The sequence below is a fragment of the Enterobacter sp. BWH52 genome, from assembly GCF_001037565.1.
GTDB classification, from domain to species: Bacteria; Pseudomonadota; Gammaproteobacteria; order Enterobacterales; family Enterobacteriaceae; genus Enterobacter; species Enterobacter hormaechei_C.
On sequence record NZ_KQ089854.1, the window covers coordinates 1,292,128 to 1,310,633 of the forward strand.

The window sequence follows — 18,506 nt, forward strand, 5'->3', positions numbered from 1 at the left end:
CTCTCCCTGTGGGAGAGGGCCGGGGTGAGGGCATCAGCCCGCACGATTACGAATACATCGCCGTAATCGACGCGCTACCCAGCGAATGGAAATGCACGTTAAAGCCTACCATCGCGCCGCTCGCCCCTTCGTCGACCTCAATCTTGTCCACATCCAGCGCGTGCACGGTGAAGATATAGCGGTGCGTTTCCCCTTTTGGCGGCGCCGCGCCGCCGTAGCCCGCTTTGCCAAAGTCAGTGCGCGTCTGAATCGCACCGTCAGGCAGAGCAACCAGATCGGAACCGGAGCCCTGCGGTAATACGCGCGTGTCGGCGGGCAGGTTTGCCACGATCCAGTGCCACCAGCCCGACCCGGTTGGCGCATCCGGATCGTAGCAGGTCACAACAAAACTTTTGGTTCCCGCTGGCACATCGTCCCACGCCAGATGGGGAGAGATATTATCCCCCTGATAACCCATCCCGTTAAACACGTGACGTTCCGGCAGCTTTTCGCCGTCGCGCAAATCTTTACTGATGATTTTCATCCGATTTTCCTCGTTACTCACTCATTCAGAAAGTGTAACGCATGGGGTTAAATCGCGAAATGCGCTGAAGTGTTAACGGCTTCAACCACTGCCCCGGTCAGCTTGCGGAGCTGATCCGCAGAAATGCTGTACGGCGGCATGAGGTAAATCAGCTTACCGAAAGGTCGCACCCACACGCCCTGGTCAACGAAGAAGCGCTGCAACGCGGCCATGTTCACCGGATGCGTTGTCTCGATTACCCCGATGGCGCCCAGTACGCGGACGTCCGCGACGTATTCCGCCTCCGCCGCCGCGCTTAACTGCTGCTTCAGCTGCGCCTCAATCGCCGCCACCTGCGTCTGCCACGCGCCGCTCTCCAGAATGGCGAGGCTTTCGCTTGCCACGGCGCAGGCCAGCGGGTTGCCCATAAACGTCGGGCCGTGCATAAAGCAGCCCGCGTCACCGTCGCTGATGGTGTCGGCAACCTGGCGCGTGGTAAGCGTGGCGGAGAGCGTCATGGTGCCGCCGGTGAGCGCTTTCCCCAGGCACAGAATATCCGGCGCGATCCCCGCATGCTCGCAGGCAAACAGCTTCCCGGTACGGCCAAAGCCGGTGGCGATCTCATCGGCAATCAGCAAAATTCCTTCGCGGTCGCACATCTTCCGAATGCGCTTCAGCCACTCGGGGTGATAGATCCGCATTCCGCCCGCGCCCTGCACAATCGGTTCGAGAATAACGGCGGCAATCTCGTGGCGATGGGCCGCCATCAGCCGCGCGAAGCCCACCATGTCCATCTCGTCCCATTCGCCGTCGAAGCGGCTCTGCGGGGCTGGCGCAAACAGGTTTTCCGGCAGGTAGCCTTTCCACAGGCTGTGCATGGAGTTGTCCGGATCGCACACCGACATCGCCCCGAAGGTGTCGCCGTGATAGCCGTTGCGGAAGGTGAGGAACCGCTGGCGCGTTTCGCCCTTCGCATGCCAGTACTGCAACGCCATTTTCATCGCTACTTCCACGGCCACCGAGCCGGAGTCGGCCAGGAAAACACACTCCAGCGATTCAGGCGTCATCGCTACCAGGCGACGGCATAAATCCACCGCGGGCTGGTGCGTGATCCCGCCAAACATCACGTGTGACATCTGGTCAATCTGCGCTTTCATCGCCGCGTTCAGACGCGGGTGGTTGTAGCCATGGATCGCCGCCCACCAGGAGGACATCCCGTCAACAAGCCGCTCGCCGCTGGCGAGATGCAGCTCGCAGCCGTGGGCAGAGGCTACCGGATAGACGGGAAGGGGGCGGGTCGTGGAGGTGTAAGGGTGCCAGATATGCTGCTTGTCGAAGGCGAGATCGTCCTGGGTCATAATCGACTTGTAAACCATTTTGAAAAGTTTTAGGTTTACAAGTATAAACCGAACCGACAATTAACAAAACCCTTTGGAGAAGCCCGATGGCTCACCACGCACGCTGGACGATGTCGCAAGTCACTGAATTATTCAATAAACCTTTCCTGGAGCTGATGTTTGAGGCGCAACAGGTGCACCGCCAGCACTTCGATCCGCGTCATGTTCAGGTCAGCACGCTGCTGTCGATCAAAACCGGGGCTTGCCCGGAAGACTGCAAATATTGCCCGCAAAGCGCGCGCTATAAAACCGGTCTCGAATCCGAGCGCCTGATGGAAGTCGAGCAAGTGCTCGACTCCGCGCGCAAGGCCAAAAACGCTGGCTCGACCCGCTTCTGCATGGGCGCGGCGTGGAAAAATCCGCATGACCGCGACATGCCCTATCTGGAGCAGATGGTGAAGGGGGTGAAGGAGATGGGGCTTGAAGCCTGCATGACCCTGGGTACGCTGAACGAAGAGCAGGCGCAGCGTCTCTCGGCGGCGGGGCTGGATTACTACAACCACAACCTTGATACCTCGCCGGAGTTCTACGGCAACATCATCACCACGCGTACCTATCAGGAGCGTCTGGACACGCTGGATAAAGTGCGTGATGCGGGGATCAAGGTCTGTTCCGGCGGGATCGTGGGACTGGGCGAGACGGTAAAAGATCGTGCCGGCCTGCTGTTACAGCTGGCAAACCTGCCGACCCCGCCGGAAAGCGTGCCCATCAACATGCTGGTGAAGGTAAAAGGCACGCCGCTGGCGGATAACGAGGACGTGGATGCCTTCGATTTCATCCGCACCATCGCGGTGGCGCGCATCATGATGCCGACCTCTTACGTTCGCCTCTCTGCCGGTCGTGAGCAGATGAGCGAGCAGACCCAGGCGATGTGCTTCATGGCCGGGGCCAACTCCATCTTCTACGGCTGCAAACTGCTGACCACGCCAAACCCGGAAGAGGACAAAGATGTCCAGCTGTTCCGCAAGCTGGGGCTGAACCCACACCAGACCGGGGTACAGGTGGGGGATAACGAGCAACAGCAGCAGCTGGAGCAGCAGATTTTTAACGCCGACACCGACCAGTTCTACAACGCGGCAGCCGTATGACCTGGCAGGCACGTATCAGGACCGCGCTCGACGAGCGGCGGGCGGCGGATGCGTTTCGGGTGCGCAGGGTAGTGGAAAACGGTGCAGGCCGTTTTCTCACCCGGGAAGGAGAGCGGTTCTGTAATTTCTCCAGCAACGATTATCTGGGACTGAGCCAGCACCCGCAGATCGTTCGCGCCTGGCAGCAGGGCGCGGATCGTTACGGCGTGGGCAGCGGCGGCTCCGGGCTCGTCAGCGGCTACACCACGGCGCATCAGGCGCTGGAGGAAGAGCTGGCCGACTGGCTGGGCTACCCGCGGGCGCTGCTGTTTATCTCCGGTTTTGCCGCGAATCAGGCGGTGATTGCCGCCCTGATGGGCAAAGATGACCGCATCGTCGCGGACCGCCTGAGCCACGCGTCTCTGCTTGAAGCGGCCAGTCTCAGCCCGGCGCAGCTGCGGCGTTTTGCCCATAACAATGCCTCTCAGCTGAACGTTCTGCTGGGTAAACCCTGTTCTGGGCTTCAGCTGGCGGTGACGGAAGGGGTATTCAGCATGGACGGCGACAGCGCGCCCCTTGCCACCTTGCATGACGTCGCAAAACAGCAGAACGCCTGGCTGCTGGTCGACGATGCCCACGGCATTGGCGTCACCGGCGAGGAGGGGCGCGGAAGCGCGCACCAGCAACGCGTCAGGCCGGAACTGCTGGTGGTCACCTTCGGCAAAGGCTTCGGCGTCAGCGGCGCCGCGGTGTTGTGCAGCGAGCCGGTGGCCGATTACCTGGTGCAGTTCGCCCGTCACCTGATCTACAGCACCAGCATGCCCCCGGCGCAGGCCGTGGCGCTCTCTGCGTCGCTTGCGGTGATCCGCGGCGAAGACGGCGCTGAACGCCGGGCGCGCCTGGCCGACCATATTCAGCGTTTTCGCCGGGGGATAAGCGAGCTGTCTTACCGGCTTACCGACTCGCACAGCGCCATTCAGCCCGTAATTGTGGGTGAAAACCATCGGGCGCTGATGGTGGCACAGGCGCTACGAGAACGCGGGCAGTGGGTCACGGCGATCCGCCCACCCACCGTGCCACCAGGCACCGCGCGCTTGCGTCTGACGCTCACGGCAGCGCATGAGCCGCAGGATATCGATACGCTTCTGGAGGCACTGTATGTCTCTCGTCAATAAACAGGCCGTTGCCGCCGCGTTTGGCCGGGCAGCGCAAAGCTATTCACAGCACGATGAGCTGCAACGCCTGAGCGCCCGCGGGCTGCTGGCCGCGCTCGGTGACGGGCGTTTTGCGCAGGTGCTCGACGCAGGCTGCGGGCCAGGCGGCAATAGCCGTTACTGGCGCGCAACAGGTAGCCACGTCACGGCGCTGGATTTATCCGCGCAGATGCTGGATGAAGCCCGCCAGCAGCAGTCAGCAGACCGTTATCTGGTGGCCGATATCGAGGCCATCCCGCTGGAGGATGCGCTGTTTGACCTCGTCTGGAGCCATCTGGCGGTGCAGTGGTGCGCCAGCCTGCCGCAGGCCCTACGCGAGTTATACCGCGTGGCGCGGCCCGGCGGAGCGGTGGCCTTTACCACCCTGCTGGAAAGTTCGTTGCCGGAGCTGAATCAGGCGTGGAGGGCAGTGGATGCACAGCCTCATGCCAACCGGTTTCTCTCGCACGAACAGGTCACTCAGGCGCTGGCAGGCTGGCGCTATCGCAGCGTGGTCCAGACCGTCACCCTCGAATTTAGCGATGCGTTAAGCGCCATGCGATCGCTTAAGGGCATAGGCGCGACGCACCTGCACGCCGGACGGGAGAAGAAACCCCTTACCCGCGGCCAACTCCAGCGTCTCGAGCTGGCCTGGCCGCAGGAGCGGGGCCGGTTCCCGCTCTCTTATCATCTTTTTCATGGGATTATTGAACGTGACTGAACGTTATTTTGTTACCGGCACGGACACTGAAGTCGGTAAAACGGTTGCCAGCGCCGCGCTGTTGCAGGCGGCGCGTCTGCTGGGGAAAACAACTGCCGGGTATAAGCCCGTAGCCTCCGGCAGCGAGATGACGCCGGAAGGCTTACGCAATACCGATGCGCTGGCGCTACAGCGTAATAGCAGCCTTGCGCTGGCCTATTCTGCGGTGAACCCCTATACCTTTGCTGAACCCACCTCGCCGCACATCGTCAGCGCCGATGAAGATCGTCCGATTGATTTTTCGGTGCTCTCTTCCGGGTTACGCGACCTGGAAACGCAGGCCGACTGGGTGCTGGTGGAGGGGGCTGGCGGCTGGTTTACCCCGCTGTCCGACGAGCAGACATTTGCTGACTGGGTGCAGGCCGAGCAGCTTTCGGTCATTCTGGTGGTCGGCGTGAAGCTTGGCTGTATCAATCACGCCATGCTGACCGCTCAGGCCGTGCAGCAGGCCGGGTTGCGTCTGGCAGGGTGGATTGCCAATGACGTGGTTGCGCCGGGTAAACGTCATGCTGAGTATCTGGCGACGCTGAAGCGGGGGCTGCCTGCGCCGTTTCTCGGCGAGATCCCGTGGCTTGCCGACGGCGCAGAGCAGGCGGAAACCGGACGCTATCTTGACCTTAGCGCCTTATGTCCCGCGCCATCCAGTGCGCAATAAGGTCGTCATCCAGCTCGTTAACGTGGCCCTGTGCCACGTTACGCCCGCGATAGAGCATGCAGAAACGATCCGCTACCCGGCGGATAAACGACAGCTGTTGCTCAGCTAACAGCACCGTCATTCCCAGCTCCCGATTCAGCCGCACCAGCAGCTGCCCCAGCCTGCGCGCGAAACCGTGCCCTGCGCCATGCATGGGCTCATCCAGAATCAACACGCGCGGGCGATTAACCAGCGCACTGGCGAGGGCCAGCTGATACTGGTCGTCAGGGGACAGCGAAGAGGCACGGCTCTGTCGCAGCGGATAGAGCTCCGGAAACAGGGCATACACGTCACTTTTTGATGTCGGGTCAGGTTTCCCTGTCGCCCGCATAGCGATATGCAGATTTTCATCGACGGTCAGCTGGGAAAATATCCGCCGATCCTGCGGGACGTAGCCTATCGTCGGCGGCGCCGTGAATGCTGACGCAGGGCTGAGCAAATTACGCGGCGGCGCGCCAGCCTCATGCCAGATGATGGTGCCGCTCTCAACGGGCACCTTTCCGGTAATGCAGTTCATGAGCGTGGATTTACCCATGCCAGGCAGGCCAACAATGCCCGTACAGATGCCTTGCGGGAAATCGATATTCACGTTCCATAGCGTATGTTGGCTTCCGTAAAACTGATTTACAGCACGCAGACTCAACATCTTTCTCTCCTTAAAAATGTGTGGGGGTGATGCACAGAGTGATGTCTGCAAAACGCCTGCCAGGAACTTCATAATGATTAAAAAAAGACCATTTTTAGGAATAACTCACTATCAAAAGCTGTACGTTTATACGAAATGCACATTCCCGGTGCCGCGTATGTCGAATCGTGGTGCAGGAGAAATGACAGAATTGTGATTAAGATCTCGCCAGTTGCTTATGAAAAAATGAACGTTTTCCAGGCAAAAAAGAGTGATAAAAATTTTTTACTGCCGCTTCGTGGGAAAAACCGGGAATTTGCTGAAGTGCATGCTGTACGGGCTGGAGGCAGTTATCCACTATTCCTGTGGATAACCTTGTGCATTAGAGTTAGAAAACACGCGATAAGCGAGAGAATACGCGGGTTACGACCAAATTGATGGGAAACGCGGCTTAATAAATTAGTCTTTATTTTTTAACGAATTAGATAAAAGCAATTCCCTCAACGCCAGCGACACCTGTTGCCATAAAACTTTCATAACCGCCCTTGACAAATGTTAAAAAAGTAATAGTTCTGGGGATAACCCCCTGAGGCTGGTGTTTTATTTTGTCACAGTCGAAATTTGGCTCGCGAACGCACTAATCCTCTCTGCGCTACGCTAAATATCCTGACACGCTACTGGTTTTTCATCCAGTGTTTTTTACTGGCAATCCTGGCCACAACGAGTAAAATTACTCACCTGCCGCTTATTCTGTCATCAGGTCGTCGCCCATGAGTAAACCGTTTAAACTGAATTCTGCTTTCCGTCCTTCCGGGGATCAGCCCGAGGCTATTCGTCGCCTGGAAGAGGGGCTGGAGGACGGGCTGGCGCACCAGACCCTGCTGGGGGTTACCGGTTCGGGCAAAACCTTTACCATTGCCAACGTCATTGCCGATCTCCAGCGTCCGACGATGGTCCTCGCGCCGAACAAAACGCTGGCGGCGCAGCTGTATGGTGAGATGAAAGAGTTCTTCCCGGAAAACGCGGTGGAGTATTTCGTCTCCTACTACGACTACTACCAGCCGGAAGCCTACGTTCCCAGCTCCGACACGTTTATCGAGAAAGATGCCTCGGTGAACGAACATATCGAGCAGATGCGTTTGTCGGCGACCAAGGCGCTGCTGGAGCGTCGTGATGTGGTGGTGGTGGCCTCGGTGTCGGCGATCTACGGCCTGGGCGATCCGGATCTTTATCTCAAGATGATGCTGCACCTGACGCAGGGGATGATCATCGATCAGCGGGCGATTTTGCGCCGTCTGGCGGAGTTGCAGTACACCCGTAACGATCAGGCGTTCCAGCGCGGGACCTTCCGCGTGCGCGGCGAGGTGATTGATATCTTCCCGGCGGAATCGGACGACATGGCGCTGCGCGTGGAGCTGTTCGACGAAGAGGTTGAACGCCTGTCGCTGTTCGATCCGTTGACCGGTCACGTCGAGTCGGTGATCCAGCGCTTCACCATCTACCCGAAAACGCACTACGTGACGCCACGCGAGCGTATCGTGCAGGCGATGGAAGAGATCAAAATTGAGCTGGCGGACCGCCGCAAGGTGCTGCTGGCGAACAATAAGCTGCTGGAAGAGCAACGCCTGAGCCAGCGTACCCAGTTCGATCTGGAGATGATGAACGAGCTGGGCTACTGCTCCGGCATCGAAAACTACTCGCGCTACCTCTCCGGGCGCGGGCCGGGCGAAGCGCCGCCGACGCTGTTTGACTACCTTCCGGCGGACGGCCTGCTGGTGATCGACGAATCCCACGTTACGATCCCCCAGATAGGCGGGATGTACCGCGGTGACCGCGCGCGTAAAGAGACGCTGGTGGAGTACGGGTTCCGACTGCCGTCAGCGCTGGACAACCGTCCGATGAAGTTTGAAGAATTTGAGGCGCTTGCTCCGCAGACCATCTACGTATCGGCGACGCCGGGCAACTACGAGCTGGAAAAATCCGGTGATGACGTGGTGGACCAGGTGGTGCGTCCGACCGGGCTGCTGGATCCGATTATCGAGGTGCGTCCGGTGGCGACGCAGGTGGACGATCTGCTCTCGGAAATACGTGCCCGTTCCGCCATCAACGAGCGCGTGCTGGTTACCACGCTCACCAAACGTATGGCGGAAGATTTGACGGAGTATCTGGAAGAACACGGCGAGAAGGTGCGGTATCTGCACTCGGATATCGATACCGTGGAGCGTATGGAGATCATCCGCGATCTGCGTCTGGGCGAGTTCGACGTGCTGGTAGGAATTAACCTTCTGCGAGAAGGTCTGGATATGCCGGAGGTGTCGCTGGTGGCGATTCTGGACGCGGACAAAGAGGGCTTCCTGCGTTCCGAGCGCTCGCTGATCCAGACCATTGGCCGCGCCGCGCGTAACGTCAACGGGAAGGCGATCCTGTACGGGGATAAAATCACCCCGTCGATGGCCAAAGCGATTGGCGAAACGGAACGTCGTCGCGAGAAGCAGCAGCGCTATAACGAAGAGCACGGCATCACGCCGCAGGGGCTGAACAAGAAGGTGGTGGATATCCTGGCGCTGGGTCAGAACATTGCGAAGACCAAAGTGAAAGGCCGCGGCAAGGCCCGTTCAGTGGTGGAAGAGGATACCGTCGCGCTGACGCCGAAAGCGTTGCAGCAGAAGATCCACGAGCTGGAAGGGCAGATGATGCAGCATGCGCAGAACCTGGAGTTCGAAGAGGCTGCGCAAATCCGCGATCAGCTGCATCAGCTGCGGGATCTGTTTATTGCGGCATCGTGAATTTTTTGCCCGGTGGCGTTTTCTCCCTCTCCCTGTGGGAGAGGGCCGGGGTGAGGGCATCAGGCCGCACAAAACGAACCTAACCTAATGCCTGAATCGCCTTCTCCAGCGCCTCGCGTAGCAGATGGCGGTCGTGGCGATATTTAATATCGCTGGCTTCCAGCGGCTCCTGTACCACCACGCGATCGCCAATCCCTGATACATCCACTTTCGGTCCGACCACGACACCATCGATAATTTTCTTACCAACGTACTGTTCCATCAGGTCCAGCTTATCCGCCAGCGACAGGCTTGCCGCCGCCGGGCTGAGTTCGCGGCCTAAATTACCGATATAGACCATGGGCGCAGGCGTTCTGCGCAGCGCCTGCGCCAGCTCTTTCACCAGCAGGATCGGCATCAGGCTGGTGTAAAAACTTCCCGGCCCAATCAGGATCAGATCGGCCTCGCCAATCGCTTCTACCGCTTCACGCGTTGCGGGTACGCTGGGGTAGGTCATCAGCTCTTTTGGCGGCAGAAGAAGCTGGTCGATATTCACTTCACCATACACTTCGTGATCGTCAGCATCGATCGCCATCAAATCTACCGGCTGTTCGGACATTGGGATCAGGAACGCATCCACTTTTAGCAGGTTACGAATTAAATTGATCGCTTCCAGAGGGCGCACGCTCAGGTGATCCAGCGCCTTTAACATCAGATTTCCAAGGTTATGGCCTGAAAGTTCGCCATTCCCGCCAAAACGGTACTCAAACATCGCCGAGGCCACGCTTGGCTCAGTGATGAGCTGGTTGAGGCAGTTGCGCATGTCGCCCCAGGCTATCCCGCCTTCAGCACGTCGGATCCGCCCGGTTGAGCCGCCGTTGTCCGTTGTTGTCACGATGCCCGTCAGGCGTGAGCCCAGTGACGATAACGACGACATAACCCGTCCCAGCCCGTGACCTCCGCCAAGAGCGACCACGCGGTCCAGATCCGCAAAAGTGCGATTGCGCATACCTATTCCTTATCCTGTTAAGCTTGCGTCACAGTAACGCAACTACTCCTAAAAGACGATGCCTCTCACAATCCATAATGACGTATATCAATGCGAAAGCGCTGTTTTTGCGTATTCTGTAGTGAAAATGCACGATAACATCGTTATGTATAAATTTATATAGCGAAAGGCGACAATGGCGAAGTGGCGATTTCCACGCTACTATCGCCATAACCACGTTTTCAAAACTGAAAACATACACTCTAGCCCTGGCGCCTGTGTCGAGAGATATGGCGCCCTGGCCGTGGCGGATTTGCCACCAGGGTACAGAAAGAAATGACTGTGCCTCCCGATCTGGAAAGGTGTACATGGCTTCACAACTTACTGATGCTTTCGCGCGTAAGTTTTACTACTTGCGTCTGTCGATTACCGATGTGTGCAACTTCCGTTGCACCTACTGCCTGCCCGATGGCTACAAGCCGGGCAGCGTCACCAATAATGGCTTTCTCTCCGTGGATGAAGTACGCCGCGTTACGCGTGCGTTCTCGGAACTCGGCACGGAAAAAGTGCGTCTTACCGGGGGAGAGCCCTCCCTGCGTCGTGATTTCCCTGACATTATTGCCGCCGTGCGTGAAAACGAACGTATCCGCCAGATCGCGGTGACCACCAACGGTTACCGCATGGCGCGTGACGTGGCGTACTGGCGCGATGCGGGGCTGACGGCGATCAACGTCAGCGTGGACAGCCTTGATGCCCGGCAGTTTCACGCCATTACCGGTCAGGACAAGTTCCGCCAGGTGATGGACGGCATCGATGCGGCGTTTACCGCCGGGTTCGAAAAAGTCAAAGTCAACACGGTGCTGATGCGCGACGTAAACCACCATCAGTTGGACACCTTCCTGGCGTGGATTAAATCCCGTCCCATTCAACTGCGTTTTATCGAGCTGATGGAAACGGGCGAGGGCAGCGAGCTGTTCCGCCGTCACCATATTTCCGGCATGGTGTTGCGCGATGAACTGCTGAAACGCGGCTGGATCCACCAGATCCGCCAGCGCAGCGATGGCCCGGCGCAGGTTTTTTGTCATCCGGATTATGAAGGCGAAATCGGCCTGATCATGCCCTATGAAAAAGACTTCTGTGCCAGCTGCAACCGCCTGCGTGTCTCCTCCGTTGGCAAGCTCCATCTTTGCCTGTTCGGGGATGGCGGCGTCGATCTGCGCGATTTGCTGGAAGATGACGCTCAACAGGACGCGCTTGAAGCACGCATTTCCGAGGCGCTGACGCACAAAAAGCAGACCCATTTCCTGCATCAGGGCAACACCGGCATTACTCAGAACCTGTCCTATATCGGCGGGTAATCAGGCTTTAGAAGGAACCAGAAGATGAGTCAAGTAAGCGCGGAATTTATCCCGACACGCATTGCTATTCTTACCGTTTCCGAACGTCGTGGTGAAGAGGATGATACCTCCGGCCACTGGCTGCGCGAGGCGGCACACGAAGCCGGACACCAGATTGTTGATAAAGCGATCGTCAAAGAAAACCGTTACGCCATTCGCGCTCAGGTCTCACAGTGGATTGCGAACGATGACGTCCAGGTGGTGCTGATCACTGGCGGCACCGGCTTTACCGCAGGCGACCAGGCGCCGGAAGCGCTGCTCCCGCTGTTCGATCGCGAAGTGGAAGGCTTCGGCGAAGTGTTCCGCATGCTCTCGTTTGAAGAGATTGGTACCTCTACGCTTCAGTCCCGTGCTGTCGCGGGGGTGGCGAACAAGACGCTGATCTTCGCCATGCCGGGGTCGACCAAAGCCTGCCGCACCGCGTGGGAAAACATTATTGCCCCGCAGCTGGATGCTCGTACCCGTCCGTGTAATTTCCATCCCCATTTAAAGAAATAAGCTATGTCACAACTGACCCACATAAACGCCGCTGGCGAAGCGCATATGGTGGATGTCTCCGCCAAAGCCGAAACGGTGCGCGAGGCGCGTGCTGAAGCGTTCATCACCATGCTGCCGGAGACGCTGGCGATGATTATCGACGGCAGCCATCACAAGGGTGATGTGTTTGCCACCGCCCGTATCGCTGGTATTCAGGCCGCTAAACGTACCTGGGACCTCATCCCGCTCTGCCATCCGCTGATGCTCAGCAAAGTGGAGGTAAATTTGCAGGCGCAGCCGGCGCATAATCGCGTGCGTATCGAGTCCTTGTGCCGCTTAACCGGGAAAACCGGCGTGGAGATGGAGGCGTTGACGGCGGCCTCCGTGGCGGCGCTGACCATCTACGACATGTGTAAAGCGGTGCAGAAAGATATGGTGATTGGCCCGGTGCGTCTGTTGGCAAAAAGCGGCGGCAAATCCGGCGATTTTAAGGTAGAAAGCCATGATTAAGGTGCTTTTTTTTGCCCAGGTCCGTGAGCTGGTCAATACCGACAGCCTGACGCTGGACGGCTCTTTCGAAAACGTCGCCGCCCTGCGCGCGCATCTGGCGGCGCAAGGCGACCGTTGGGCGCTGGCGCTGGATGAAGGCAAACTGCTGGCCGCCGTGAATCAGACGCTGGTGGAGTTGACCCACCCGCTGGCCGATGGGGACGAAGTGGCCTTCTTCCCGCCGGTCACAGGGGGTTAAGATGACGGAAACCCGAATTCTGGTCGGCCCTGAGCGCTTTAGCGTCGGTACCGAATACAGCTGGCTGGCAGAGCGCGATGAAGACGGCGCGGTCGTGACGTTTACCGGAAAAGTGCGTAACCACAACCTCGGCGACAGCGTAAAAGCGCTGACGCTGGAGCACTATCCGGGGATGACCGAAAAATCACTGGCGGCCATTGTCGAAGAGGCGCGAGGCCGCTGGCCGCTGGGACGCGTTACGGTTATCCATCGCATCGGCGAAATGTGGCCCGGCGAAGAGATTGTGTTTGTCGGCGTCACCAGCGCCCATCGCGGGAGTGCGTTTGCGGCGGGGGAGTTCATCATGGATTATCTTAAAACCAAAGCGCCGTTCTGGAAACGTGAAGCGACGCCGGAAGGTGAGCGCTGGGTGGAATCACGCGACAGCGATAAGCATGCCGCCAGCCGTTGGTAACAGGTTTACGTGGATGTGTTAGTCTTAACGTGTGTGTTTACTTAATCAGGAGTGAATCATGGACCGATTTCCGCGTTCCGATTCGATAGTTCAGCAGACCCGTAGCGGGCTGCAAACCTACATGGCTCAGGTATATGGCTGGATGACGGTTGGCCTGCTGCTTACCGCGTTTATCGCGTGGTATGCGGCAAACACGCCTGAACTGATGATGTTTATCTTCTCCAGCAAAATCACCTTCTTTGGGCTGATTATTGCGCAACTGGCGCTGGTATTTGTGCTCTCCGGGCTGGTGCACAAGCTCAGCTCGGGTATGGCGACCACGCTGTTTATGCTCTATTCGGCGCTGACCGGGCTGACGCTTTCCAGTATTTTCATCGTTTACACCTACTCCTCCATCGCCAGCACCTTTGTGGTGACCGGCGGGATGTTCGGTGTGATGAGCCTGTACGGCTACACCACCAAACGTGACCTGAGCGGCTTCGGCAACATGCTGTTTATGGGGCTGATTGGGATTGTGCTGGCGTCGCTGGTGAACCTGTGGCTGAAGAGTGACGCGCTGATGTGGGCGGTGACCTATATCGGGGTGGTGATCTTCGTGGGCTTAACCGCCTACGACACCCAGAAGCTGAAAAACATCGGTGAGCAAATTGATGTTCGTGACAGTTCAAACCTGCGCAAATACTCGATTCTGGGCGCGTTGACGCTTTATCTGGACTTCATCAACCTGTTCCTGATGCTGCTGCGTATCTTCGGCAACCGTCGTTAGTGAGGGTGGCGCTGTCTGATGCCCTCACCCTGACCCTCTCCCACAGGGAGAGGGAACAAACCCTAAAAACGGCAACGAAGTTGCCGTTTTGCTTTTATTTTGCCATTGCCTTCTCGTTCTTCGCGCGCAGCTTCTTCGCCCGACTCTCCAGCACCAGATAACAGACCGTTGCCAGCGCCAGCGGCAGGAAGTAGTAGATCATGCGGTACGCGAGCAGGGCGGCGATAATCGTCCCGTGAGACACATGCTCCCCCGCAAGCAGCGCGATAAACACCGCTTCCAGTACGCCAATACCCGCCGGAATATGCACAATCACCCCGGCAATACTGCTTACCAGCAACACGCCCAGCACGAAGAAGTAATTCACATCTTCGCCAATTAACAGCCAGATAATAGCCCCCATCGCCATCCAGTTGGCGCTGGAAACCACCATTTGCAGGACGGCAAACTTCCATGACGGCAGCACCAGCTTCTGGCCTTTAATGGTCATGTGACGACGTTTGGCAAAGGCGCAGGCCCACAGGTAGGCCGCGATGATCAGCAGCAGTACGATGCCCAGAATGCGCAGAGTGGCCTCATCGATGTACCAGTGCGCAGGCAGCTGCACCACGCCGATGGTGAAAATCACCCCGCCCAGCAGAATATACCCCAGCCAGTTGGTGGTGATGCTTAAGGAGAAAATACGCGTAATGGTGCCGCCCGGTAAGCCAAGGCGGGAGTACAGGCGATAGCGCATACCAATCCCGCCCACCCAGGTGCTCAGCGTCAGGTTAAAGGCGTAGCAGATGAATGACACCAGCATAACCTGCCGTTTGGCAAGCTTATGCCCGCAGTAGGCGCGTCCCAGCAGGTCATAGCAGCCGTACATCAGGTAGCTCACAATCACCAGCCCAACGGCACCCAGCAGGACTGTCCGGTTGTAGTTGCGAATAACTTTCCACACCTCTTCCCAGTCCACCTTCTGGGCATACACCACCAGCAGGACCGCGACGGCAATAAAGAACAGCCAGGTCAGGATTTTTTTCGCCAGCCGCCAGCGAGGATGAGATTTCGACATCAGGTTTTCCCTCCATCTTCCGCCTCTACGCGGTCCTGGGTTTCCATTTCGGGTTGCACAGGCGGATCCACCAGCGCCAGTTTCGGCGTATGCGCGGGCAGCCAGCCCACCATGGCCGGGAAGTGGCGCAGGAAGTGGAACACCACCACGCCGATGCCCACGTTCCACCAGCTCCGTTTCGGCACCATGGACTCATCCACACGCACGCAGTCTTTATTAATAAGACCCTGAAGGTTATCGCGCAGGGTGTGATTAAACTGGCGATCGTGGATGATGAGGTTCGCTTCCAGATTCAGCGATAAGCTCAGCGGATCAAGGTTGCTGGAGCCGACGGTCGCCCAGTGGTCATCCATCACGGCGACTTTGCCGTGCAGCGGGCGGCGGCGATATTCATAGATCTGCACGCCGCTTTTGACCAGATAGCGATAGAGCAGACGCGCGCCCACCTTCACAATCGGCATATCGGGCTCACCCTGCACGATAAGCTTCACGCTCACGCCGCGTCGGGCCGCGTTGCGCATGGCATGCAAAATCCGGTAACCGGGGAAGAAATAGGCGTTGGCGATAATCACCTCGCGCTTCGCGTTCGCCAGCATCTTCAGGTAATGACGCTCGATATCGTCCCGATGCTCCTCGTTATCACGCCAGACGAACAGGGCCTGCGCCTCGCCGGGCTTGCGGTTCTCCTCCGGGCGATGACGGCGTCGCCACCAGCGGCGGACGGCCTCCTTGCCGGGTAAGTTTTCCAGCACGAACAGCTGGATGTCCTGCACTACCGGCCCTTCGATACGGATCGCGTAGTCCTGTTTCGCTTCGGGACCGTAATCCGACATATGCTCGGCGGAGTAGTTAATGCCGCCAACGAAGGCCACCGTTTCATCCACCACCACAATTTTGCGGTGCATACGGCGGAACAGGTTGGTGCGCATGCCGAACAGACGCGGGCCGGGATCGTAATAGCGGAACACCACCCCTGCGGCGGTGAGCTCGTTAACAAATTCGTCGCTGAGATCCGGCGAACCATATCCGTCGAGCAGGACCTCGATTTTTATACCGCGACGAGCGGCATGCAGCAGTGCGCTATGCAACTGCCTGCCCACGTCATCTTCAAACCAGATAAACGTTTCCAGAAAGACTTTCTGCTGTGCGTGGCTAATCGCCTCAAAAACCGCCGGATAATAGTTATCGCCATTTTCCAGCAGCGTAATACGGTTACCTTCCTGCCATGTGCATTTCATAAGTGGATCTCCGCGCTGAGTGGGGCATGGTCGGAGAGATGTCGCCAGTTGAGTAAAGCCAGCGCCGTCGGGCTGCTGGCGTGGGCATTTTTTACGTAGATACGGTCAAGGCGCAGCACGGGGAAGCGCACCGGAAACGTTCGCGCGGGACGACCGCGTGCGCGGGTAAAAATCTCCTCCAGCCCCGCATTCACCTTCAGCGGATGGTTGGCACGCTGTCGCCAGTCGTTGAAATCACCGGCCACCACCACGGGCTCGCCCTCCGGCAGCGCATTTGTCCAGTCTGCCAGCATCTGTAGCTGGGCCTGACGGTGGGCTTCACGCAGGCCAAGATGAACACAGCCTACATGAATGGGAAAATCGAGCTCTGGGGGGGTGATACGACAGTATAACAGCCCGCGTTTTTCACTCTCGCCAACGGAGACGTCCCGGTTCTCATAATGCTCGATAGGAAAACGCGACAGCACCGCGTTACCGTGATGCCCCTCCGGGTAGACCGCATTGCGCCCGTAGGCGTAATCGCTCCACATGGTATCCGCCAGAAACTCGTAGTGGGGCGTGTCGGGCCAGTTTTCGAAATGCATCGGGTGCACTTCATGCGCGCCCATGACCTCCTGGAGGCAGACAATATCGGCGCTGACGGTGCGCACCGCGTCGCGCAGCTCCGGTAAAATGAAGCGGCGGTTAAATGCTGTGAAGCCCTTATGAATGTTTATCGTCAGCACCTTAAGCGAGAAATGCTGCGTTTTTTTGCTCATAAACACCTTCCTGGGTGACTATCCCGATGAAAATAAAGTGTAGTAGGCGTCACAAAAAGATGCGGCGTTACGGAATTTTCCGTAAAGTGCGGTAGTCTGAATTAGCAGAGAAAAATCCTTCAGGAGAGAAGCCATGAAGTGGCAACAACGCGTTCGTGTCGCAACCGGTTTGAGTTGCTGGCAGATAATGTTGCATTTACTGGTCGTGGCCGTACTGGTGATGGGCTGGATGAGCGGCACGCTGGTGCGTGTTGGCTTAGGGTTATGCGTGGTTTACGGCGTGACCGTGCTGTCGATGCTGTTTTTACAGCGTCATCACGACGCGCGCTGGCGCGAAGTGGGAGATGTGCTCGAAGAGCTCACCACCACCTGGTATTTTGGTGCGGCAATGATCGTCCTGTGGCTGTTGTCACGCGTGCTGCAAAACAACCTGCTGCTGGCCCTGGCGGGTCTGGCTATCCTCGCAGGACCCGCGGTGGTGTCGTTGCTCACCAAAGAGAAAAAGCTACGCGATGTTTCGTCTAAACATCGCATAGGCCACTGAGCCCGTAGTGGCCGCGATGACCAGTAGCGGCCACAAACTTCCCCACACAATATCCAGACTCGCATCCTTCAGATAGATTTGCTTGGTGATATCCGTGAAGTGACGAATCGGGTTTATCCACGTCAAATCCTGTAACCACACCGGCATGTTCTCCACTGGCGAAACGTACCCAGAAAGCAAAATCGCCGGCATCATAAAGACAAACACCCCAATAAACGCCTGCTGCTGCGTTGAGCATAGCGCGGAAATCAGCAGCCCAAACCCCACCAGCGACAGGCCGTAAATCACCATCGTGAAGTAAAACAGCGCCAGCGATCCGGCAAACGGGATCTGGTACGCCCATATTCCCACCCCCAGCACGATGGTGGCCTGGAACGTCGCGACAATCAGTGCCGGCACCGCCTTGCCGACAAATATCTGCCAGGTGGCGAGCGGCGAGACCAGCAGCTGATCCAGCGTGCCCTGTTCGCGCTCGCGGGCGACGGAGAGAGAGGTCACAATCATCACTCCGATGGTAGTGATCATGGCGATCAGCGACGGCACCACAAACCACTTGTAGTCCAGATTCGGGTTATACCAGTTGCGCACCACCAGTTCGCTGTTGTTGGGCTTCGGTTTGCCGTCCATCAGCTCCTGCTGGTAATCCTTCACCACCTGCTGGAGGTAGTTGGCTGCGATCTGGGCGCTGTTGGAGTTACGCCCGTCGAGGATCAGCTGCATCGGCGCGGTCTGGAAGGTATCCAGATTGCGGGAGAAATCCGCCGGGAAGCGCACCAGCAGCAGCGCTTTTTGCGTGTCGATGGTGGGCTGAATGTCCTGCGGGCTTTTCAGCAGCAGGATGTGGGTAAAGGCTTTCGCACGCGCAAAGCGCTGCGTCAGCTCGACGGAGTGTTTGCCGTTGTCTTCGTTGTAAATGGCAATGGTGGCGTTGGTCACCTCAAGGGTGGCGGCAAACGGGAACAGTAAAACCTGGATCAGCACCGGCAACACCAGAATGGCGCGGGTTTGCGGCTCGCGCAGCAGGGATTGCAGCTCTTTGCGTATTAACGTCCATAAACGGTGAAACATGCGCGCTC

Annotated in this window: 20 protein-coding genes and 1 riboswitch; of the genes, 12 read left to right on the forward strand and 8 right to left on the reverse strand. The window is 58.0% G+C overall.

What is annotated here, in order from left to right:
- Positions 1-46 precede the first annotated feature (46 nt).
- Together SK47_RS06050 and bioA are read right to left on the reverse strand one after the other, a co-directional pair.
- The gene (locus tag SK47_RS06050) at positions 47-523 is read right to left on the reverse strand and encodes a kinase inhibitor (RefSeq protein WP_003858531.1); all 477 of its coding nucleotides are present in this window, start codon (positions 521-523) and stop codon (positions 47-49) included.
- Positions 524-570: 47 nt separating this feature from the next.
- Complete coding sequence (bioA, locus tag SK47_RS06055) at positions 571-1,878, reverse strand: adenosylmethionine--8-amino-7-oxononanoate transaminase (RefSeq protein ID WP_023315662.1); 1,308 nt, start codon at positions 1,876-1,878, stop codon at positions 571-573.
- Between the two features lie 68 nt (positions 1,879-1,946).
- Here bioA and bioB point away from each other — a divergent pair, with 68 nt between their 5' ends.
- From bioB to bioD, 4 genes are read left to right on the forward strand one after another with little or no spacing between them, the layout of a single operon-like run.
- Positions 1,947-2,987 (forward strand): biotin synthase BioB, encoded by a 1,041-nt coding sequence (gene bioB / locus SK47_RS06060; protein ID WP_003858529.1) that lies wholly within the window; start codon positions 1,947-1,949, stop codon positions 2,985-2,987.
- Positions 2,984-4,141 carry an 8-amino-7-oxononanoate synthase gene (gene bioF, locus SK47_RS06065; RefSeq protein ID WP_045350707.1) on the forward strand — a complete coding sequence of 386 codons (1,158 nt, stop codon included), beginning with the start codon at positions 2,984-2,986 and terminating at the stop codon, positions 4,139-4,141. Before bioB ends, bioF begins: the two co-directional genes overlap by 4 nt.
- Positions 4,125-4,880 carry a malonyl-ACP O-methyltransferase BioC gene (gene bioC / locus SK47_RS06070; protein WP_032608895.1) on the forward strand — a complete coding sequence of 252 codons (756 nt, stop codon included), beginning with the start codon at positions 4,125-4,127 and terminating at the stop codon, positions 4,878-4,880. Before bioF ends, bioC begins: the two co-directional genes overlap by 17 nt.
- On the forward strand, positions 4,873-5,574 hold the full coding sequence (bioD, locus tag SK47_RS06075) for a dethiobiotin synthase (protein WP_072199879.1): 702 nt from the start codon (positions 4,873-4,875) through the stop codon (positions 5,572-5,574). Before bioC ends, bioD begins: the two co-directional genes overlap by 8 nt.
- Here bioD and SK47_RS06080 read toward each other — a convergent pair.
- Positions 5,537-6,259, reverse strand: a complete 723-nt coding sequence (locus SK47_RS06080; protein WP_003858522.1) for an ABC transporter ATP-binding protein — start codon at positions 6,257-6,259, stop codon at positions 5,537-5,539. The two genes, bioD and SK47_RS06080, sit on opposite strands and share 38 nt — an antisense overlap.
- A gap of 749 nt (positions 6,260-7,008) precedes the next feature.
- Between SK47_RS06080 and uvrB the strand changes: the two genes are divergently transcribed.
- Complete coding sequence (uvrB, locus tag SK47_RS06085) at positions 7,009-9,024, forward strand: excinuclease ABC subunit UvrB (protein WP_048243635.1); 2,016 nt, start codon at positions 7,009-7,011, stop codon at positions 9,022-9,024.
- 79 nt (positions 9,025-9,103) lie between these two features.
- Here uvrB and yvcK read toward each other — a convergent pair whose 3' ends face one another.
- Positions 9,104-10,012, reverse strand: a complete 909-nt coding sequence (gene yvcK, locus SK47_RS06090) for a uridine diphosphate-N-acetylglucosamine-binding protein YvcK (RefSeq protein WP_023299636.1) — start codon at positions 10,010-10,012, stop codon at positions 9,104-9,106.
- 226 nt (positions 10,013-10,238) lie between these two features.
- A riboswitch (molybdenum cofactor riboswitch) is annotated at positions 10,239-10,372 on the forward strand.
- Here yvcK and moaA point away from each other — a divergent pair.
- From moaA to SK47_RS06120, 6 genes are all read left to right on the forward strand, one after another.
- The gene (gene moaA, locus SK47_RS06095; protein ID WP_003858516.1) at positions 10,360-11,349 is read left to right on the forward strand and encodes a GTP 3',8-cyclase MoaA; all 990 of its coding nucleotides are present in this window, start codon (positions 10,360-10,362) and stop codon (positions 11,347-11,349) included. Its footprint overlaps the riboswitch before it by 13 nt.
- 24 nt (positions 11,350-11,373) lie before the next feature.
- Complete coding sequence (gene moaB / locus SK47_RS06100) at positions 11,374-11,886, forward strand: molybdenum cofactor biosynthesis protein B (RefSeq protein WP_003858514.1); 513 nt, start codon at positions 11,374-11,376, stop codon at positions 11,884-11,886.
- Positions 11,887-11,889: 3 nt separating this feature from the next.
- Positions 11,890-12,375 carry a cyclic pyranopterin monophosphate synthase MoaC gene (moaC, locus tag SK47_RS06105; protein WP_003858511.1) on the forward strand — a complete coding sequence of 162 codons (486 nt, stop codon included), beginning with the start codon at positions 11,890-11,892 and terminating at the stop codon, positions 12,373-12,375.
- On the forward strand, positions 12,368-12,613 hold the full coding sequence (gene moaD / locus SK47_RS06110) for a molybdopterin synthase sulfur carrier subunit (protein WP_003858510.1): 246 nt from the start codon (positions 12,368-12,370) through the stop codon (positions 12,611-12,613). Before moaC ends, moaD begins: the two co-directional genes overlap by 8 nt.
- 1 nt (position 12,614) lies before the next feature.
- Positions 12,615-13,067 carry a molybdopterin synthase catalytic subunit MoaE gene (gene moaE, locus SK47_RS06115; RefSeq protein WP_003858509.1) on the forward strand — a complete coding sequence of 151 codons (453 nt, stop codon included), beginning with the start codon at positions 12,615-12,617 and terminating at the stop codon, positions 13,065-13,067.
- A gap of 58 nt (positions 13,068-13,125) precedes the next feature.
- The gene (locus SK47_RS06120; protein WP_003858508.1) at positions 13,126-13,833 is read left to right on the forward strand and encodes a Bax inhibitor-1/YccA family protein; all 708 of its coding nucleotides are present in this window, start codon (positions 13,126-13,128) and stop codon (positions 13,831-13,833) included.
- A 94-nt stretch (positions 13,834-13,927) separates the two neighbouring features.
- Here SK47_RS06120 and SK47_RS06125 read toward each other — a convergent pair whose 3' ends face one another.
- The 3 genes from SK47_RS06125 to SK47_RS06135 are packed head-to-tail and all read right to left on the reverse strand — an operon-like array spanning position 13,928 to position 16,886.
- Positions 13,928-14,890: a lysylphosphatidylglycerol synthase domain-containing protein gene (locus tag SK47_RS06125; protein ID WP_003858505.1), complete on the reverse strand. Its 963-nt coding sequence runs from the start codon at positions 14,888-14,890 to the stop codon at positions 13,928-13,930.
- Positions 14,890-16,128 (reverse strand): cardiolipin synthase ClsB, encoded by a 1,239-nt coding sequence (clsB, locus tag SK47_RS06130; RefSeq protein WP_003858503.1) that lies wholly within the window; start codon positions 16,126-16,128, stop codon positions 14,890-14,892. Before clsB ends, SK47_RS06125 begins: the two co-directional genes overlap by 1 nt.
- The gene (locus SK47_RS06135; protein WP_032657660.1) at positions 16,125-16,886 is read right to left on the reverse strand and encodes an endonuclease/exonuclease/phosphatase family protein; all 762 of its coding nucleotides are present in this window, start codon (positions 16,884-16,886) and stop codon (positions 16,125-16,127) included. Before SK47_RS06135 ends, clsB begins: the two co-directional genes overlap by 4 nt.
- A 133-nt stretch (positions 16,887-17,019) precedes the next feature.
- On the opposite strand from SK47_RS06135, the gene SK47_RS06140 reads away from it, so the two are divergent.
- Positions 17,020-17,430 (forward strand): YbhQ family protein, encoded by a 411-nt coding sequence (locus SK47_RS06140; protein WP_003858499.1) that lies wholly within the window; start codon positions 17,020-17,022, stop codon positions 17,428-17,430.
- Here SK47_RS06140 and SK47_RS06145 read toward each other — a convergent pair.
- Positions 17,392-18,498, reverse strand: coding sequence for an ABC transporter permease (locus tag SK47_RS06145; protein WP_008501150.1), 1,107 nt, complete (start codon positions 18,496-18,498; stop codon positions 17,392-17,394). The genes SK47_RS06140 and SK47_RS06145 overlap by 39 nt on opposite strands.
- Positions 18,499-18,506 lie beyond the last annotated feature (8 nt).

Bases quoted from the DNA above. Each gene is read 5' to 3' on its own strand.
- clsB (WP_003858503.1), bottom strand. From the start codon at position 16,128: ATGAAATGCACATGGCAGGAAGGTAACCGTATTACGCTGCTGGAAAAT.
- SK47_RS06120 (WP_003858508.1), top strand. From the start codon at position 13,126: ATGGACCGATTTCCGCGTTCCGATTCGATAGTTCAGCAGACCCGTAGC.
- moaA (WP_003858516.1), top strand. From the start codon at position 10,360: ATGGCTTCACAACTTACTGATGCTTTCGCGCGTAAGTTTTACTACTTG.
- yvcK (WP_023299636.1), bottom strand. From the start codon at position 10,012: ATGCGCAATCGCACTTTTGCGGATCTGGACCGCGTGGTCGCTCTTGGC.
- bioC (WP_032608895.1), top strand. From the start codon at position 4,125: ATGTCTCTCGTCAATAAACAGGCCGTTGCCGCCGCGTTTGGCCGGGCA.
- SK47_RS06125 (WP_003858505.1), bottom strand. From the start codon at position 14,890: ATGTCGAAATCTCATCCTCGCTGGCGGCTGGCGAAAAAAATCCTGACC.
- bioF (WP_045350707.1), top strand. From the start codon at position 2,984: ATGACCTGGCAGGCACGTATCAGGACCGCGCTCGACGAGCGGCGGGCG.
- SK47_RS06050 (WP_003858531.1), bottom strand. From the start codon at position 523: ATGAAAATCATCAGTAAAGATTTGCGCGACGGCGAAAAGCTGCCGGAA.
- moaD (WP_003858510.1), top strand. From the start codon at position 12,368: ATGATTAAGGTGCTTTTTTTTGCCCAGGTCCGTGAGCTGGTCAATACC.
- moaE (WP_003858509.1), top strand. From the start codon at position 12,615: ATGACGGAAACCCGAATTCTGGTCGGCCCTGAGCGCTTTAGCGTCGGT.
- moaC (WP_003858511.1), top strand. From the start codon at position 11,890: ATGTCACAACTGACCCACATAAACGCCGCTGGCGAAGCGCATATGGTG.
- bioA (WP_023315662.1), bottom strand. From the start codon at position 1,878: ATGGTTTACAAGTCGATTATGACCCAGGACGATCTCGCCTTCGACAAG.
- uvrB (WP_048243635.1), top strand. From the start codon at position 7,009: ATGAGTAAACCGTTTAAACTGAATTCTGCTTTCCGTCCTTCCGGGGAT.
- moaB (WP_003858514.1), top strand. From the start codon at position 11,374: ATGAGTCAAGTAAGCGCGGAATTTATCCCGACACGCATTGCTATTCTT.
- SK47_RS06080 (WP_003858522.1), bottom strand. From the start codon at position 6,259: ATGTTGAGTCTGCGTGCTGTAAATCAGTTTTACGGAAGCCAACATACG.
- SK47_RS06140 (WP_003858499.1), top strand. From the start codon at position 17,020: ATGAAGTGGCAACAACGCGTTCGTGTCGCAACCGGTTTGAGTTGCTGG.
- bioB (WP_003858529.1), top strand. From the start codon at position 1,947: ATGGCTCACCACGCACGCTGGACGATGTCGCAAGTCACTGAATTATTC.
- SK47_RS06135 (WP_032657660.1), bottom strand. From the start codon at position 16,886: ATGAGCAAAAAAACGCAGCATTTCTCGCTTAAGGTGCTGACGATAAAC.
- SK47_RS06145 (WP_008501150.1), bottom strand. From the start codon at position 18,498: ATGTTTCACCGTTTATGGACGTTAATACGCAAAGAGCTGCAATCCCTG.